The organism is Okeania sp. (genome assembly GCF_035285525.1).
GTDB lineage: Bacteria > Cyanobacteriota > Cyanobacteriia > Cyanobacteriales > Microcoleaceae > Trichodesmium.
This window is the reverse complement of the sequence record NZ_JAYKGW010000187.1, coordinates 1-17844: the sequence shown is the minus strand read 5'-3', so window position 1 is coordinate 17844 and position 17844 is coordinate 1. Positions and strand designations below refer to the sequence as shown.

The 17844-nt window shown below is 34.4% G+C and carries 12 protein-coding genes and 1 pseudogene; 7 read left to right on the top strand and 6 right to left on the bottom strand.

The window, feature by feature from the left end:
• Positions 1-243: 243 nt before the first annotated feature.
• The 3 genes from VKJ25_RS18465 to VKJ25_RS18455 form a co-directional block, all read right to left on the bottom strand.
• A complete protein-coding gene (locus tag VKJ25_RS18465; RefSeq protein WP_324238107.1) occupies positions 244-1167 on the bottom strand; it encodes an isoaspartyl peptidase/L-asparaginase in 924 nt (307 codons plus the stop codon).
• Positions 1168-1224: 57 nt separating this feature from the next.
• On the bottom strand, positions 1225-1380 hold the full coding sequence (locus tag VKJ25_RS18460; RefSeq protein ID WP_324238106.1) for a DUF2256 domain-containing protein: 156 nt from the start codon (positions 1378-1380) through the stop codon (positions 1225-1227).
• An 812-nt stretch (positions 1381-2192) separates the two neighbouring features.
• The gene (locus tag VKJ25_RS18455) at positions 2193-3671 is read right to left on the bottom strand and encodes a glycoside hydrolase family 13 protein (protein WP_324238105.1); all 1479 of its coding nucleotides are present in this window, start codon (positions 3669-3671) and stop codon (positions 2193-2195) included.
• Between the two features lie 569 nt (positions 3672-4240).
• On the opposite strand from VKJ25_RS18455, the gene VKJ25_RS18450 reads away from it, so the two are divergent.
• The 7 genes from VKJ25_RS18450 to VKJ25_RS18420 all read left to right on the top strand — a co-directional run bounded on the left by VKJ25_RS18450 (position 4241) and on the right by VKJ25_RS18420 (position 14466).
• Entirely contained in the window at positions 4241-4744 is a 504-nt protein-coding gene (locus tag VKJ25_RS18450; protein WP_324238104.1) for a hypothetical protein, read from the top strand.
• Positions 4745-4769: 25 nt separating this feature from the next.
• Positions 4770-6740, top strand: coding sequence for a pentapeptide repeat-containing protein (locus VKJ25_RS18445; RefSeq protein ID WP_324238103.1), 1971 nt, complete (start codon positions 4770-4772; stop codon positions 6738-6740).
• Positions 6741-7157: 417 nt separating this feature from the next.
• The gene (locus tag VKJ25_RS18440) at positions 7158-8444 is read left to right on the top strand and encodes a glucose-1-phosphate adenylyltransferase (RefSeq protein WP_324238102.1); all 1287 of its coding nucleotides are present in this window, start codon (positions 7158-7160) and stop codon (positions 8442-8444) included.
• A 708-nt stretch (positions 8445-9152) separates the two neighbouring features.
• Positions 9153-9614, top strand: a complete 462-nt coding sequence (locus VKJ25_RS18435; RefSeq protein ID WP_324238101.1) for an AAA family ATPase — start codon at positions 9153-9155, stop codon at positions 9612-9614.
• Positions 9615-11322: 1708 nt separating this feature from the next.
• Positions 11323-12336 carry a DnaJ C-terminal domain-containing protein gene (locus tag VKJ25_RS18430; RefSeq protein ID WP_324238100.1) on the top strand — a complete coding sequence of 338 codons (1014 nt, stop codon included), beginning with the start codon at positions 11323-11325 and terminating at the stop codon, positions 12334-12336.
• 732 nt (positions 12337-13068) lie between these two features.
• Positions 13069-13446 carry a hypothetical protein gene (locus VKJ25_RS18425; RefSeq protein WP_324238099.1) on the top strand — a complete coding sequence of 126 codons (378 nt, stop codon included), beginning with the start codon at positions 13069-13071 and terminating at the stop codon, positions 13444-13446.
• A gap of 90 nt (positions 13447-13536) precedes the next feature.
• Complete coding sequence (locus tag VKJ25_RS18420; protein ID WP_324238098.1) at positions 13537-14466, top strand: glycosyltransferase family 2 protein; 930 nt, start codon at positions 13537-13539, stop codon at positions 14464-14466.
• A gap of 374 nt (positions 14467-14840) precedes the next feature.
• Here the strand turns inward: VKJ25_RS18420 and VKJ25_RS18415 are convergent, their stop codons facing one another.
• The 3 genes and pseudogenes from VKJ25_RS18415 to VKJ25_RS18405 form a co-directional block, all read right to left on the bottom strand.
• Complete coding sequence (locus VKJ25_RS18415; RefSeq protein WP_324238097.1) at positions 14841-15821, bottom strand: ABC transporter ATP-binding protein; 981 nt, start codon at positions 15819-15821, stop codon at positions 14841-14843.
• A gap of 846 nt (positions 15822-16667) precedes the next feature.
• On the bottom strand, positions 16668-17267 hold the full coding sequence (locus tag VKJ25_RS18410; RefSeq protein ID WP_324238096.1) for a hypothetical protein: 600 nt from the start codon (positions 17265-17267) through the stop codon (positions 16668-16670).
• 302 nt (positions 17268-17569) lie between these two features.
• Positions 17570-17844 (bottom strand): annotated as a pseudogene (locus tag VKJ25_RS18405) (photosystem II q(b) protein); the annotation flags it as partial.

The following is a 17844-nucleotide window of genomic DNA, read 5'->3' as shown; positions in this document are numbered from 1 at the left end:
GCATCTTGCTCGCGCGAGTTTATTTCTGCTTCATAAAACCGATATAAAACGTAAGAACAACTGAGATTTTAATGTTTACTTCCTGTTTCCACAGGAACTGTCGGCAGCACTCCGCCCACAGGCATTGACGGGTCTTGCAAAGGTCGCATCTCTCAAGTTAATACTAGCGTTTAAATCTCTCCCCTACTCCCTACTCTCCTCCTCCCCTAATCTCTAAGGGCAAAGGAAAGCACTGTATTGATATTATTCAGCAGTAAAAACGAGTGTTCCCTTATCGGCTTCCAAACTATCACCAATTTTCTGCCCATCGTGAAAAGCTGCCAAAATTACATCGCAAGTTTTTCCCCAACCAATAATACCACTAGCATCAATACCGATCGCTCCCAAATCCCGTTTATGTTCGTGAGCTTCAGCAAATGAACGTTCAAAAGCTGCCTTCATAGAAAAACCATCCGTTACTCGAATCACAATTTTTGCAGCCAAACACTCATCAATAATATCCTCTCCAATGCCAGTACAACTTACCCCAGCACTACCAGTAGCATAGTTTCCAGCAGGCATCGCCGAGTCACTGACTCGACCAATTTTTTCAAAACCTTTGCCACCAGTAGAAGTGCCGGTGGCTAATCTCCCCTCTTTATCCAAAACTACTACACCAATAGTGCCAGTACCTGGAGATTCGGCAATCACGTTAGCCATTTTTCTACTAAAATTTTGTTGACGATCTTGCAGCCATTCATTTAATCGTTTATCTGTCAAAGGGTTATAAACTGGCATTTGCAATTCTCGCACAAATTCAGCAGCTCCAATATCTGATAATACACGATCAGGTGATTCTTGCAATGCTCTAGCTAAGTCAATGGGATTTTTAATTCGGGAGACATTGATCGCTCCACTAAACCGATGATTCAAACCATCCATTAAGGAAGCACTCATCCGAATTTGACCATCAGATTGGAGTACGGAACCAGTGCCAGCATTAAAAATTGGATCATCTTCTAACAGTTGACAACCACGGACTACTACATCTAAAGCTGCGGTGTCAGCTAGAAGCAAGTTGTATAATTCATCTACAATGCGATGGAGAGATTTTCTAACAATTTCTAATCCTCCTTTTTCCTCAAGGGAACTACCTGCACCACCGTGAATAATAAGTTTTGGCTGCATTTTTGTTTGTGATTAATTACAGAATAATTTAGCCTATATATACTATTACGTCTCAGTTTATTTGTCAATTTTTGATTTATGTCGCCGACATCTTTCGGAACAATATTTGACTTCATCCCAACAGTCTGCCCATTTTTTTCGCCAGGAAAAAGGGCGGTTACAGACAGGGCATATTTTTGTTGGTAAGTCAGATTTAGATTTATTTTTTCCCATTATATAATAATCATTTGTTATTCATTAGTCTGCTTGATTATACCAATTTTATAAATGTTTCTTACAGATTGTAGAAGCAAGGAAGAAGAAAGAAGAAAGAAGGAAAAATAGGGAAAAATATAAGTAAGCATTCCGCAGAAAATGCTTACTTATATAAAAAAGGAGAAAAATGATAAATAAAGCTCTCTCAAATAAATTGGATCAGCTATTTTTACAGCAATGCATGACGATAGTGAGGTAAACTTTAAAGATAGATATTAATCTTTGTACCACAGCCTTCGTTTGCTGTAACAACCTAGAAGGTTGTGTTACCAATCATTACTAACAGACTTCCAGTTTTTAACAAAAAAAAATTTTGTAGCTCACTAAATCCGAAAGTGCTGTAAGCGTATCTGATTATTGTAGGGGTTTTAAAAGCATGAACAAGATAATAGACATCTCCAAAAATAAACAATTAAATCAATTATAATTATCAGACAGAAATTATCTATTCTTTCCCTCTACTCCCCACTCCCTATTTTCTGGAGATGTTTAATGGGTAATATCAAATTCTCTTGCTTTGGTGAATAAGGTTCTACCATCAGAAAAGAGCAAAAACTAAACTCCTACAAATTTTAGTTTCCAAACTGATACGGAGCTTTAATTACAGGGCTTTTCAGATTAATGAACCACACCGTCATAACCAAGAACTCTGTAGGGGCGCCCCTACTGTGGTTTATCGAAGTGAAAACCTCTGTATACCAATACTACCGGAGTTTATTTCTAATTTTTTAATTGTGAAAACATAAGGGCTGATTGCTATATTTTCATTATCAATTATTCATTAAAATACAGCCTTTTCTTCCTGGTAAATCTAACTCTAATTGACTAACTTTATTTCCTCTTTGCAAAATTTCACAACTACCATAAATAATTGTATTAGGTTGAGATTTTAGCTGATTAATACTAACATTTACCTTAGTTTTTTCTATACCAATATTAACGGCAATAATAATTTCTTCATTTCCTAAAATTCGAGCAAATATATAAACATTTCCCTCCGCAAATAAAACTTCATAATTACCAGTACGCAAAGCAGAATATTTATTCCTAATAGCAATTAATTTTTTATGATATTCTAGAACTTGAATATCCCATTTTTCATTATTAGGAAAACCACGACGACAGTCAGGGTCTAACTTCCCTAGTAAACCTACTTCATCACCATAATAAATACTCGGCGCTCCCGGAAAAGTCATCAATAATAAAGTAGCTAATTCCACACTTGCTTTATCTCCTTGAGCAATACTCAAAACTCTAGCTGTATCGTGACTATCTAATAAATTAAGTTGAGTTAATTGAATTTCCCAAGGATATAGTTGCAACAACTCCTGCATTTTTTGACCATAAACAGCAGCAGATATAGCTGGATAAGCTACATAGTCACGGCCTTTCACTTGGTCAAAATCTACGCGATCGCCTGCCGTAAAAGCAATAGTCGGACCAGTAAATAAATAATTCATCACCCCATCAAACTGAGTACCATCCAACCATTGTACACAGTCAGTCCAGACTTCACCCACAATATAAGCTTCCGGGTTAATAGCCTTGATGCGATCGCGAAATTCTTGCCAAAACCCAGGAGTCGTCACCTCAGCAGGTACATCCAACCGCCAACCATCAATACCAAATTCTAACCAATATTCCCCAATTTCCATAATATATTCTTTCACTTCTGGATTATCGTGATTGAATACAGGTAAAGCACGGTTGCCTACCCATCCCACATAATTAGCAGGTAAACTACCATCATAAGCAGATAGAGGCCAGTCTTCTATTTTAAACCAATGTAACCAGGGAGAATGAGGACCGTTTTCCAAAATATCGTTGAAGAAATAGAAACCCCGACTAGCGTGGTTAAAAACTCCATCCAGAACAATTTTTATATTCCGAGCGTGAGCAGCATCTATTAATATTCTTAAAGCTTCATTACCGCCTAAAATTGGATCGACTCGATAATAGTCATGGGTATGATAGCGATGGTTACAAGTGGATTGGAAAATTGGTGTAAAGTAAATGGCATTAACACCAAGGTCTTGAATATAATCAAGTTTTTCGATGACACCCCAGAGGTTGCCACCTTTGTAACCTTGAGGAGTAGGAGGTTCATCCCAAGATTCTAGGGTACTCGGATACCAACCTTTATCTATTCCTTTTTTGACCTGGGTGGGTGGTTGACCTTTAGCAAAACGGTCTGGGAAAATTTGGTAAAATACAGCGTGTTTTACCCATTCTGGTGTTTGAATTTGCATAGATAAACTTTTGATTTAAGTTGTAAGCATTCAGCTATCAGCTATTAGCTATCAGCTATGAGTTATTAACTTACTATATTGTAAGAAGGAATTAGTAGTCAAGGCGAATTAAAAGTTATGTTTGTGAAGCATTCCGTTTGCCAAGCATTCTGTTTGCCAAGTATTCCGAATGAAAGGAAAGGAAATGAAACATTTTTGTCAGCTAACCTTAGTCTTTAGCTTGATTCTTCAAAAAGCTGATAGCCGAATGCTAATAACTGAATGCTTACGTTAAGTTGTTCTATTCAAAGTTACCAGATATTGAACTTGTTGTAAAATTATGTAACAATATTCGCTATTTATATATTTCTATATTAAAGCTTAGTAGAATGAGTGAAATTAATTAGTTTGAGGATAGATAACTATGACATGGCTAAAACTGACAAAAAAAAGCTTTACAATTAAAGGAGCAAAATAGTAATGAGTCGATAGAAGAAGTTAAAGTTGAATCTAATCCAAATAACCCTACAGAAGATTGGATAGAAGAATTTCCAACAAGATGGTTTGAGGGTGCAGATGCGCCAAAAACTATGATTATTTCTAATAATGAGGATGAGCCACAAAGTATTGAAAGAGGAGCAATTCAACTTAAGATATTATATAGGTTAGAAGAGTTATATCCAGATAGTGATACAGATAAAAGTTTGGAAGAGTTGAGTAAAAAATCTCGAATAGATATATCAGTATTAACTTTTTATAGCACTCAACCTATAAGTAAAGAAAAATTAAAAGAGCCATCTACTAAGAAACAACTTGACAAAATTTGTACTGCTTTAAATTGTAATATTGATACTCTAGAGAAAAGAGAAGTAGATTTACCTCTATTTAAGTTTGATATAGACTTTTATATTAGGAAAAAATATAAAACTGAAGCTGAATTTATTCAACAGACAGGTACTTCAGCAGAATTTATAGATTTACTGAGAACTCAGTACATAGACATTTATCTTATTACAGGATCGAGAACTAATAATGTTTATTCACGTTCAAATTACAGAGCTGTATGGTGTAAATATTGTAACTTTGGTTGTTAATCAAAAATACCTCTGAATTAGCTAAATGAATAATTATGACTCAAGGAATATTCGTAGTATTACTTTTAAAGGTAGTATTCAAAATAAAGGATTTAGTAATGCATCTGCAGGACATAAAAACATTTATAAGTTACTAATAACACTATGGGGAATATTAGTGGGTGTTTTATCAAGTTTGATACCTCTAGTTTCAGGTTTTGTAGCAAGTCAAGTTTTGAGAGAACTACAAAAGATAGGTGATTTTAATATAAACACAAAGGAAGCTATCTTAATAACTTCAATACCCTATTTTTTTTCCCTATATTATATAGCAATTAATGGTTTTACAAAAGTTGGAATTTCTATAATTTTTATATTGACCATTGTTCCTAATATATTCTTATTTATCAGCGGAGATAAAACTAATATAATTATTCAATGCCTACCATTCCTTGGATTTAGTATTACTTTAGCATATTTAGGTACAACAATTATTGCATTACTGATAAATATTGTATATACTACCAGTGGAACTTTAAGTCAATTTTTAACTTTAGCTAGTGTCGTCTTTGCAGCGATAGTTTTAACTAAGGAAGAAAAAGTTTTACTAGAAGATGTTTTCATAAACATCTTAATAATAGCTACGATTTTTACAGGTTATATTATTTCCAAAAAAGCGATCATAGGCTCACCAAAATTTGCATGGATAAAAAAAATAGCTATATTTTTATCTGCCACAGGTGGAACATCTTTTTACGGTGTTGATTTAACAAATGTTTGCTTCGATAATTCACATTTACCCCATACAGATTTTAGAAAAGCTATATTAACCGGCGCTAGTTTTAAAAATGTTACAGGGTTAGAATTGTCTAGACTGCAAGATACGATTTTAGAAAATCCTCATGTAAGAAAGCTACTTACAAATCCAGAGGATGGCGCTGGCAAAGATTATACTAGAGCAAATCTTAGTGGTGCTAACTTAAGAGGAGCAAACTTAGCAGGAGCTATTCTCATAGGAGCAAACTTAAATGGTGCTAATTTAACAGATGCTAATTTAGAAGGAGCAAATTTATCTAAAGCTCAACTATTAGATGTAGATTTTTCCAGAGCTAATCTAACAGAAACTTGTATAGAAGATTGGAGTATAAATAGTCGTACTTGCTTTAAAGATGTTTATTGTCAAAGAATTTATATTAAACAAGGCAAACACGGTTTTTTAGAACCTAAACCAGACAGTGGAGAATTTCAAAATAGTGAATTTGAAAGATGGATAGATGAACTTCAAGAAACTGTAGATGTACTTTTACACGATTTTGATTTTGGCGGTTGGCAAGCTCTAGGTACTGCTCTAGATAAAACAGCAAATAAATATCAAGGAATAAAAAAAAGTCGCTGGAAAATAGAACAAAAAGACGAAAATGTTGTTCTTGCACAAATTGCTGTTTCACCAACTGCAGATAAACCAGCAATTCATCAGAGTATTACAAATTATTATTATAATGAATTATCAATTCAAGGTAATAAAGCTAATATATTATTAAACCCGTCAGAAAAGGTAGAAATTATGGAAAACAAAAATGAAAATCCTCAAATTAGTGGCGATCTAGTTAGTGGAGATAAAACCACATCTGGAGATGTTCATCTAAGTGACGTTAGTCTCACAAATTCTGGTAGTATGGCATTGGTAAATCTCAATGGTCAAATTAACAATACTATCCAACAACTTCAGGATATTAAAACAGAAAAAGGCGCAGATTTAGCAACTATTTTAACTGCCTTACAAGAATCAATTAATAATGATTCTACACTTTCAGAAAGCCAAAAAAAGGAAGCCCTTGAAGCTGTAGAAACCATAGCCGAAGAAGCCAAAAAAACACCAGGAGAACGTATCCTCAAGCTTTGTTCAATGGCTTTGAATGCTCTTAAAGGTCTAACGGCAACGATGACAGACGCTAGCAAACTAGCAACTACTCTCAAAAATTGTCTACCAACTCTCACTACACTTCTTGGCTTATAAAAAAATTTAATTCTTAGTAGTATCTAGGACTTGTACAGTGATCGCCAACCCATAAACAAAAACAAACAAAAATTACTTCTAACTTTTGACTTTTGAATGCATGACTTCAAAATTTCTGACTTTTGAATTTGGAATTTGGAATTTTGACTTCAAAATTTCTAACTGTTGACTTTGGAATTTTGACTTGAACTATACCCCCCAAATTTCTAACTTTTACCTTCTAATCTCAATAAACAGCGATCGCCAACCCATAAACAAACAAAAATTACTTCTAACTGTTGACTTTTGAATTTTGACTTCAAAATTTCTAACTTCTAACTGTTGAATTTTGAATTTTGACTTTTACTATCCTCTTGCCAATGATCCCCAACCATTGGACACTAAGAATGTGAATATCATAAATATTGAGGTTCAACTGTGAAAAATGTATTAGGTATAATTTTAGGTGGTGGAGCAGGCACTCGCCTCTATCCCTTAACTAAACTGCGGGCCAAACCAGCAGTCCCCCTAGCTGGTAAATATCGTTTAATAGATATCCCCATCAGTAACTGTATCAACTCAGATATCCAAAAAATCTATGTTCTGACCCAATTTAACTCAGCTTCTCTTAACCGTCATATTACTCGTGCCTATAACTTCCCAGGTTTCAGTGAAGGTTTTGTCGAAGTTCTGGCAGCCCAACAAACTAAAGATAATCCAGAATGGTTCCAAGGAACAGCCGACGCTGTCCGTAAATACATTTGGTTATTTAAAGAGTGGGATATTGACTATTACCTAATTCTCTCTGGAGACCATCTCTACCGCATGGACTACCGAGAGTTTGTCCAACGCCATATTGACACTAAGGCAGATATTACCCTTTCCGTTTTACCCATTGATGAAGGACGGGCCTCCGACTTTGGCTTAATGAAAATTGATGACTCAGGTCGGATTATTGAATTTAGTGAAAAACCTAAAGGTGATGCCCTCAAAGCTATGGCAGTTGATACCTCCATCTTAGGAGTTAGTCCAGAAATAGCTAAAGAACAACCTTATATTGCTTCTATGGGGATTTATGTCTTTAATAAAGATGTAATGATCAAACTTATAGAAGAATCAGACCATACAGATTTTGGTAAGGAAATTTTACCCAAGTCAGCTAATAAGTATAATGTTCAAGCTTACCCATTCCAAGGTTATTGGGAAGATATCGGAACTATCAAGTCTTTCTATGATGCTAACTTGGCTTTGACTCAACAGCCTCAACCTCCGTTTAGTTTCTATGATGAAACAGCTCCTATCTACACTCGCTCTCGTTACTTACCTCCAAGTAAAGTTTTGGACTGCCAAATTACAGAGTCAATTGTGGGAGAAGGTTGTATTCTGAAAAAATGTCAGATTGACCATTGTGTGTTAGGTGTGCGGTCTCGTGTAGAAGCTGATTGTTTAATTCAAGATTCTCTACTGATGGGTTCAGACTATTATGAACCTTTTGCTGAACGTCAATCTGGCCTGCAAGAGGGTCATGTACCTTTGGGTATTGGTGCCAACACGACAATTCGTGGAGCAATTATTGATAAGAATGCCCGCATTGGTCGTAATGTCCAAATAGTCAATAAGGACAGGATAGAAGAGGCTCAACGGGAGGATGAAGGGTTCATCATTCGTAGTGGTATTGTTGTGGTCTTGAAAAATGCTACTATCCCAGATAACACAGAAATCTAGCTAATTCCTAGCTTTACACAATCTTTGCATAATTGACTTATTGAAATCAACGGTAAATTAGTGGGATTTAATGTCCCATTAATTTATAAATATTGTTCTTTTGTTCAAAAAGTAGAGGTAATTATACCATATAATTTCTCAAACTGTAGAAAAAATTTCTGAAAAAGTTATTAGGCAAAATTCATTATCCTTCAGCAGTCAGTATTAATAACTTACATAGCAATGAGCGCTGGTATATTTACAAATTGCCGAAGGGGCTAAATAGGGTTGCTTCTTCAGTCTTTTTTAAGGGTAGGGACGCCCTTATGCAACGTTCTTACGAGAGTCAGTATTAATAACTGACATAGCAATAAGCGCTGGTATATTTACAAATTGCTGGAGGGGCTAAATAGGGTTTGCGCTTCTTCAGTCTTTTTTAAGGCGTAGGGGAGTTGGGGAGTAGGGGAGTAGGGGAGTAGGGGAGTAGGGGAGTAATTTTTTTTGCCCAACGATGAGCCGAAGATGGTAAATTTTTGATTTTTCGGGAACCGTGTATTAAGCAACTCAAAACCAGGTACTTTTTTCCTACCTAAAAAGGCTCAATACTTTCGGACTTTTTCAGCAGAGTAATAAATAGCTAAAATTTTTATCTTATCACTAATTTATTCCCCTTATTGCCTATTACCTGTTGCCTATTGCCTGGGCACAGCGCTATAACTGATAACTGAAATGACCAGATTAATTATTCTCATTGGACTTCCAGCGAGTGGCAAATCTACTCTAGCCAGGAAAATAGTCTCTAGATATCCTCAGTGTCAATTAATTTCTACTGATGCTATTCGCGCTCAATTATTTGGTGATGAAACAATTCAGGGGCTTTGGTTAAAGGTGTGGCAGGAAGTACAGCAACAGTTTCACCAAGCTGTCAACCAAACATCTCTGGCTATATATGATGCTACTAATACCCAACGTCGGGGAAGAAGAGAAGTAATTGACCAGGCTAGAGAAACTGGATTTAGTCAGATAATAGGTTTATGGGTTGACAAATCATTACAATTATGCTTAGAAAGAAATAAACAACGACAGCGCCAAGTACCAGAAGAAGTAATTATGAAAATGTCTCGACAATTAATAGATGTTCCCCCAAGTTGTGCGGAAGGATTTGATGAAGTAAAACGAATTACTGAATAAGATTGGTAAGGATTCAGCTATTAGCTATCATCATTTCCTGCGGAATGCGCTCCCATTCAGCAATAATATCCAAACCTTAAGGAAAAGCTTTAAATGAAAATAACCTATAAAGTCAGTTTTTACAGTAAAATTATATTTACTTCAATTAATAAAGCTTTTATTTCCAACTAAAATCAATAGTTGTTAACGTAGTTCCGACCCAGGAGGCTAGCTGACGATGCAGAATGAATACTTAGGATTGTTTGAGCAAAATTCATTATTTATGACAAATAAATAATCTTTTTTTTGTTAAGTTATAGGTAAGCATTCAGCTCTCAGCTATTAGGTATTAATTGTGAAGAAGATCAAATAACCGTTGAAGTTGAAAAACAATAAAAAGTTACTATCGAAACTGTCTTCCCAAAGCTCAAAAATAGTTATTCATTGCTAATAGCTGAATGCTTACAGTTATAGGATATAGCAATGTGCGGACTTAATATTTACAAATTGCAGGAGGTGTTCAATAGCTAAAAACCTTATATGATCAGCTATTCATTTTTTCTCCATACCTGTTCCCTGTTGCCTGTTCCCTAAAAGTAGCGCTATATTTATTTTGAAATTTTTAATCTGAAATAATCAAGGTTTTACTGTTTATTTTTTAATTTTAAATGATTGTAATTTTTAGATAAATTCATAATTTTAACTAATTCTTTAAAGTAATTGTAAATTGATTAAACAAGCAAGCCAGTTACTAACAACAGAAAAAAATGTGTACGGCAATTGCCATTAGTTTTTCAGAAATAACCGAACTTAACTAAATAGTTAATTTTGATAATTTGTAAAAAAACAACTTACTAATAATTAGGGTTTGCGTATGAAAAGATGAAACCATTGACAGATAAAGTAGCAATTTTATGTCTGGAAAAAGTATCAGCTTTTAGGTCAAAAAGGTGAAAAAAGTTAGCAGAAAAAGTTTAGTAGGAGAGAAAAATTAAGAGAAAATTCTTCCAGCTAATTCCTTTATAACTGTTATTCCTATACGGATTGCTGGATTGCTCGATTCTGACTCCTCCCCGCTACTAAAAGACTTTTTTAGCAAGCTCTAATTAGGAGCAGGAGTGACACACCAAAATTGTAAGCATTTCCTGAAGAATGCTGCGCAAACAGCTATTAACTATCAGCTTTTCCTCCGGAATGCGCTCCTATTCAGCTAATAAAAACCTCAAGCTTGAGGAGAATATTTCAACAAATATAGAGTCGAAAACTCGCTTTTATAGTAAAAAAAATTCTGATTTATCCGGAACCGTATAATAAAGCTTTTATCAGAAGCCAAAAGCACTCTTATAATGCCTGATAGCTGACTGCTGAATGCTTACCAAAACTTAAAAATCAATTCGGTTTATCGCCCTAATTTATTGTTTTTTTCTCTGACAAAATTTACTATTTTAAATTAAACTTGTTTCAGGATAAGTTCTAATGAAAGTCAAAGATGAATTATTATCATAATAACTGAAAACATATATTATCAGCATTCAAGTTAATGCTTGTTTAATTCATTTTTATTGCGCTTGAGGTGACTTGCTAATAGCTAAATACCTACAAAAAAAACACCATCAAAATCAAAATTATTTCTATTTCCCAATAATCCTATACAATTCCAAAACTCAAAAATAATCATATATTAACATTAATGTAATTGCTCAAAAATATAATATCAAGAGGAGAATAAATGGCGACAACAGATTTTAAAGACTATTACTCAATCTTAGGTTTAACTAAAACTGCTAGTGCAGAAGAAATAAAAAAAGCTTATCGTAAATTAGCTCGAAAATATCACCCAGATATGAATCCTGGCGATCGCAAAGCTGAAGCTCGTTTCAAAGAAGTTAACGAAGCTTATGAAGTTTTATCAGACCCAGAAAAACGCCAAAAATATGACCAATTTGGTCAATATTGGAAACAGGTAGGTTCTAGTGGCGGTGGATGGTCTGGTGGTGCAAGTGGTACTACTGTAGATTTTAGTGGATTTGACTTTAGTCAGTATGCCAGCTTTGATGACTTTATCAATACTTTATTAGGACGTAGTGGTAGTCCTGGTAGTAGTAATCGTGGTGGGCGACAAACTTACACCTACAAAACCAATACAGGTTGGCCAGGAGGGTTTAGTGATGGATTTGATGGTCGTTCTGGTTTTGATAGTCGTAAGTCGGCAACTTCCCTAAATTTAGAAGCTGATATTACTCTAACTTTTGCAGAAGCTTTTAATGGGACGCAAAGGCGTGTGGGTGGTGGAGAAGTTTCAATTCCTTCTGGAGTAAAACCAGGAAGCAAAATCAGAGTTAAAGGTAGAGGTCAATTAGATCCATATACTCAACAAAGGGGAGATTTATATTTGAAGGTAGAAATTCAGCCTCATTCTTTTTATCAATTTGAGGGAGATAATTTATTATGTGAAGTACCAGTAACTCCCGATGAAGCTGTTTTAGGAACTTCGATAGATGTTCCTACTCCAGATGGTATGGTTAATGTTAATGTTCCTGCGGGTATTCGTTCTGGTCAGTCTTTGCGTTTGCGAGGTAAGGGATGGCCTAAACCTAAATCTGGGGAACGTACCGATCAGTTAGTAAGAATTATTATTACTGCTCCCAAAAATATTAGTTCTCTAGAAAGGGAATGTTATGAGAAAATTAAGGCTAATCGTACTTTTGATCCTCGTAGTTATTTAAAAAATGTATCGCTTTAGTTAAGGGAGTAGGGAGTAGGGAGTAGTTAAGAGTTAGGATTTAGGAAAGTTCTAGAAAAGGTCATTCATAATTTCCCTTTAGTTTTTCTGTAATAATTAGGGTTTGCGCTTCTTCAGTCTTGTTGTGAAGGGTAGGGACGTTGCATGCAACGTTCCTACGGGAACGGGGGAGTAGGGAGTAGGGAGTGGGTTGGGAGGGGTTAGGGGTGGGTTGACTTCTAACCCTACCAAAAAACTTTCCATACGCAAACCCTATCTAGGGCTGTCTGAATAAATATAGAAGGATTGATAGATAAGGGTTTTATGATTTTTAGGTATCAAGAAAGTGGGAACTTTTAGGCTACTGAGGTACGATTCCCGAAAAATCAAAAATTGAGCATTTTTGGCTAACTATGATAAAATAATCACTCTTACTCTTTTTGTGGCCAACTCCTCTGTAACTTCTATTTATCTTAACTCTTAACTACTCCCCCTCCTGGAAGCTATGCTTTATAAACATCTTTCTTAACATAAAACGCAGACATTAGTAAGAAATTATGCTCCTCTCATTTGAGATGCTTTTTCCTTGTCTACCTTGTCTACCTTTTCCTCCACAAGGGTTTCAGGAGTTCCTTAATAAAGGATAGCTCTTGGGAGGTATTAGGGGTGGATTGACTCCCTACTCCCTACGTCCACGATCGAACTTTTGAGCGCCAACCCTATCTAAATATTCTTATCTGAAGAAATAAGAAAATGAAAAAAAATAATAGAATACGTCAAAGTTTAAGTATTAGTATAACTATACTATTAAACCTACTATTATCTAGTCCTGCTCAAGCAGAATCATTTGAAGACTTATTAGGAAGTTCATTAACTCCAGCAGAAGTAGAAATACATAATATTATAGGTGAAAAAAAAGCATTAGAATTAGCTCGTAATACTTGTATTTCTTTAGAAAAAGGTTCTTCTGTGGAAGAAGTTTCAACCCAGGCAGCTATTTCACTATTACAGTCAGGTTTAACACAAGAACAATTACAAACGGCAGCTCTTTATACAGGTAAAGTAATAGCATCAGGCGTAATTTCTTTTTGCCCAAAATATCAATCAAAGTTACAAAATCTGCAACAATAAATCTAAATCAAAATATTGGTTTGCCTTTTTACTTCTTCCTATGTTATTTCTTCTTCTGATCGCTCAAAAAATATGGAGGAAAATTTATAGATGAAATTTAGTGTTGTAATTACAACCTATAATCGTTTAAATTTATTAAAACGGGCAATTAATTCCGCTTTAGAACAAGCAATAGAATGTGAAATAATTGTAGTTGATGATTGTTCGACAGATGGTACAGAAGAATATGTGAAAAGTTTTGGCGATCGCCTGACTTATTATCGTACTACTTCTAATCAAGGTCATGCAGCTACAATGAATATAGGTGTTCAAAATGCTCAGGGAGATTGGATAAAACCTATAGATGATGATGACTATTTAGCACCTAATTGTCTGGAAGAAATGACTAAAGTAATTACTCTTCATCCTGAATCAGTAATTCTTTCTTGTCAAGCAGCACAAGTTGATATTAATGAGGTAGAAATTAGTCGTACTAGAAAAACTGGACCGGGAACAGCATTTTATATTTCTCAAGAAGATGTTCATTATGGAATGTTACTAGAATTAGTGCCTTTTGGTACTACTATTCAAGTGGCTTTTCGTAGAGATGCTTTTTTAGAGTGTGGTGGATGGGATACTAATTTAACAAGTTGTGATGATATTGATTCTTGGGTGAGAATTACTGATTTAGGTGATGCTATTTTTATCAATAAATGTTTAGTTTTTCGTACTGTTTGGTCTGGAGGTTATGACCAAAAAATTCCTATACAAAAACGTTGTGATACTAATATTTTAATGAAAGAAAAAATTTATGCCAGAGTGAATAAAAAGCACAAAAATTTCATTCCAGATATTAGCAATATTAGACGATATATGAATTTACATTGGGGCATGATAGCTGTCAAACAAAAACAATTTTTAACAGCTTTAAATATCTTATTGCCAGCAGCTTTTTATCCTCAAGCCTGGCTAATTTTTTTAGAGGCAATTTTTTCTCGAAAAAAGCTAAAAAAAAAGCAAATTTACGGAAGCAGATTTTAATTAATTAGGGTTTGCTGAAAAGGTCTTTTTTCAGGAGTAGGGGAGTAGAGGAGTAGGAAAGTAATTTTTTTTCCCAACGATGAAGCGAAGATGGTAAATTTTTGATTTTTCGGGAATCGTGCATTAAGCAGCTCAAAACCAGGTACTTTTTCCCTACATAAAAAGGTTAAAACTTTAGAATGTTAATACTTTCATACTTTTTCAGACAACCCTAATTAGGATTTGCTGAAAAAGCAGAAGGTGGGAAGCTTGAGGATAAATAAAAATAGGATTTTGGTTTCTAAACCAAACCATAGTAGAATTTAAGACCGTCGGGGTTTGGTCTCCCAACCCTATATAAACTAAGATTTTTCGCTCTTTTTTGGAAGTATTTATTAATTACTAGCAAAAATTCCTCGTTCTCGTAATTTCTGCATAAAATATTCTTCTAGACTAATCTTTTCAATGTTCATATTAATTAGTGTAGCTTTCATTAATCCCAGACTAACTAAAAATTCTTGAGGGTCTCCCTGTAAATGACCTTGCCAAAAATTATTCTCAAATTCTAAATCTGGAATCCATTGTTTAAGGATCTGAATATTACCACTTTTACCCTTAACATAATAGGTTTCATTTATGCCTAATACTTCATCCAAAGTACCAATACAAATTAATTCTCCAGCTACAAGAATAGCTATCCGATCACAAACTTTTTCCACATCTGATAAAACATGACTATTAAAAAAAATAGTCTTTCCTTTTTCCTTCAAAGAAACAATAATTTCTCTGATTTGATAACGCCCCATTGGATCTAAACCTGACATTGGTTCATCTAAAAACACTAATTCTGGGTCATTAATCAAAGCTTGCGCCATCCCAACTCTTTGCAACATTCCTTTAGAATATTGACGTAATTGTTTTTTTATAGCTGCCGATTTAGATAATCCAACTAAATCAAGTAACTCCGGTATTATTTGTTTTTGTATTGATTTAGATATTTGAAATAATCCAGCTACAAACTCCAAAAATTCCCATCCAGTTAAATAGTCATAAAAATAAGGATTTTCTGGCAAATAACCAATTTTTTCCTTAACCAAGCGATCGCCTATTGGTTGCCCTAATAATGTTCCTTCCCCAGAGGTAGGGCGGATAATTCCTAGTAAAGTTTTAAGTAGAGTAGTCTTACCTGCACCATTTTGTCCTAAAAGCCCAAAAGTCTCTCCTTGATAAACTGTCAAATTACAGTTTTTCAGAGACTCTATTTTTTGATTCATCCAAAAGCCAGTGCGGTATGATTTACCTAAGTTAGTAGTTTCTATTACTGGTAACTTTTCTGGTATTTTTTCTTTAATGGGAAAATTGACAGTAGATTCCATAGAAGTTCAGTTTATATATTTTTTAATGTCTTATTTTTTAGCATAAACTTAACCATGAATTCTGAAAATAGAATATATTGTCATTTAACTTTAGATTGAGACAAAGCTTTCTTGATCTGACGAAGTTTCACATAAAAAAAATGTCTCATTTTTAAGTTAAACAACTATAATATTATATTCGGATAAATACTAACTATAAAATCATTGCGACTGGAACGGAATAGAAAGTTTTGCTCATGCAAAACTCCGCTAAAGCTTCACGATATGAATGCACAACATTCCTTCAAGAATTAATAATTTGTAATGACCTCTCTGTAAAAGGAAGAGGATTGAATAAAAGGAAAAAATTTATTTTTTTCCCTTTTAAAGCGGAGGCTTCAAGGCGTGAATTATTTAATTATTTAATTATTTAATTCTTCGGTAAGGATAGGAATGAATATTAGGGGTTTGAGATATCTCTTCCATCTATTCCTAATAGACATTTCCAGAAATCAAAAATCAAATCAATTATCACGACAAGAAATTATCAATTATTTTTTCCTATTGCCTATTGCCTATTGTCTATTACCTCTTTTCTGGAGATATCTAATGATAACTATTCAACCGAAAATGATATAATATCAAATCCGGTAGTATCGGTATAAAAAAGCAGAGAAACCGGGTTTGTCTCAAATCCCTTAAAATAGTAACATTTACCTCGAAGAAATCCGGTTTCTTATATTACCGATTTCTTACGGAACCGTAGTCAGTCGATTTGATATAAAAACCAGATTTTTTTGTCAATCAAAATGGTTAAAACTAACTCTGAGAAAATGCTTCTTCAATAGTATTAAATACGAATATGTTTTAGTCCGATTTAGAGTCGTCTGGGAAGTTACTTTCTGTAGATTTATTTTCTGTTGTAGAGTTATCTGGAAAGGTACTTTCTGTAGGTTGATTTTCTGTTGTATTACTACCTGTATATCCAGCCTCGCATAAAATTTTTGCCTCATCAGGAGAGTAAGTTTTATCAAGAACTATTTCTGGTTCTTGACACCAACCTTGACGAAACCATTCATAAGACCTTTGATTGTTCCAAAATGTTCGTCGTTGATCACTTTGTCTTTTGTAAGGCCCAACTGTATTTGCCACACATCCCTTATCTTTCCAACTACCACCTTCTAACCAACTAGAGTCCTCATTACCAAGATCGATTAAATAGCCTTCTTCTTCTGAATAAAGAATAGATGTAGCAACTACTCTTTGCCCAATTAATTTGCGAATACAATTACCAACAATCTGTTTGTTACACTCAGAAACTGCAGTATCAGGAGAAACGCCAAGATTAGTATACTTTTGAATACACTCAAATTGAGCAGATTCTTGAGCTTTACCCACTACATTAACACTGATAGCTATCATAGATGTTAGGATTACCGTCGTGACAAGACTACTAGGCTTATTCATAACTTACCTCAAATTCATAAAGCTTACAGAATTACTAGATTAATATAGACCTTTATTCAATAGAATAGCTAGTGTCTTTCGATTTGCAAAGGGGTATTAAGAAAATTATTCTTGAATTAAGTTACTACATAGAAAGTAGGCGATCGCTGTATCAATTGATAATAATTTAAGAATTTTATAGTAATTTTATATACCTCAAGTATGACAACTTTTTTTGCAAGTGGTAAGATTCATATACTTTTGATCAAAAAAAAGCCCTCCATTTTTGGAGAGCTTTTTCTCATTAATCAATCAGTTAAGAATTAACCCTTGATTGCTGGAGCTTCAATAGCTGCTAAATCTAGAGGGAAGTTGTGAGCGTTACGCTCGTGCATTACTTCCATACCTAGGTTAGCCCGGTTGATAATATCTGCCCAAGTGTTAATTACACGACCACTCGAATCAATGATTGACTGGTTGAAGTTGAAACCATTCAAGTTGAATGCCATTGTACTGATTCCTAATGCTGTGAACCAGATTCCTACTACTGGCCATGCTCCTAAGAAGAAGTGTAAGGAACGGCTGTTGTTGAAGGAAG

Bases quoted from the DNA above. Each gene is read 5' to 3' on its own strand.
- VKJ25_RS18435 (WP_324238101.1), top strand. From the start codon at position 9,153: ATGACCAGATTAATTATTCTCATTGGACTTCCAGCGAGTGGCAAATCT.
- VKJ25_RS18425 (WP_324238099.1), top strand. From the start codon at position 13,069: ATGAAAAAAAATAATAGAATACGTCAAAGTTTAAGTATTAGTATAACT.
- VKJ25_RS18430 (WP_324238100.1), top strand. From the start codon at position 11,323: ATGGCGACAACAGATTTTAAAGACTATTACTCAATCTTAGGTTTAACT.
- VKJ25_RS18420 (WP_324238098.1), top strand. From the start codon at position 13,537: ATGAAATTTAGTGTTGTAATTACAACCTATAATCGTTTAAATTTATTA.
- VKJ25_RS18465 (WP_324238107.1), bottom strand. From the start codon at position 1,167: ATGCAGCCAAAACTTATTATTCACGGTGGTGCAGGTAGTTCCCTTGAG.
- VKJ25_RS18450 (WP_324238104.1), top strand. From the start codon at position 4,241: ATGATTATTTCTAATAATGAGGATGAGCCACAAAGTATTGAAAGAGGA.
- VKJ25_RS18445 (WP_324238103.1), top strand. From the start codon at position 4,770: ATGAATAATTATGACTCAAGGAATATTCGTAGTATTACTTTTAAAGGT.
- VKJ25_RS18455 (WP_324238105.1), bottom strand. From the start codon at position 3,671: ATGCAAATTCAAACACCAGAATGGGTAAAACACGCTGTATTTTACCAA.
- VKJ25_RS18415 (WP_324238097.1), bottom strand. From the start codon at position 15,821: ATGGAATCTACTGTCAATTTTCCCATTAAAGAAAAAATACCAGAAAAG.
- VKJ25_RS18410 (WP_324238096.1), bottom strand. From the start codon at position 17,267: ATGAATAAGCCTAGTAGTCTTGTCACGACGGTAATCCTAACATCTATG.
- VKJ25_RS18460 (WP_324238106.1), bottom strand. From the start codon at position 1,380: ATGGGAAAAAATAAATCTAAATCTGACTTACCAACAAAAATATGCCCT.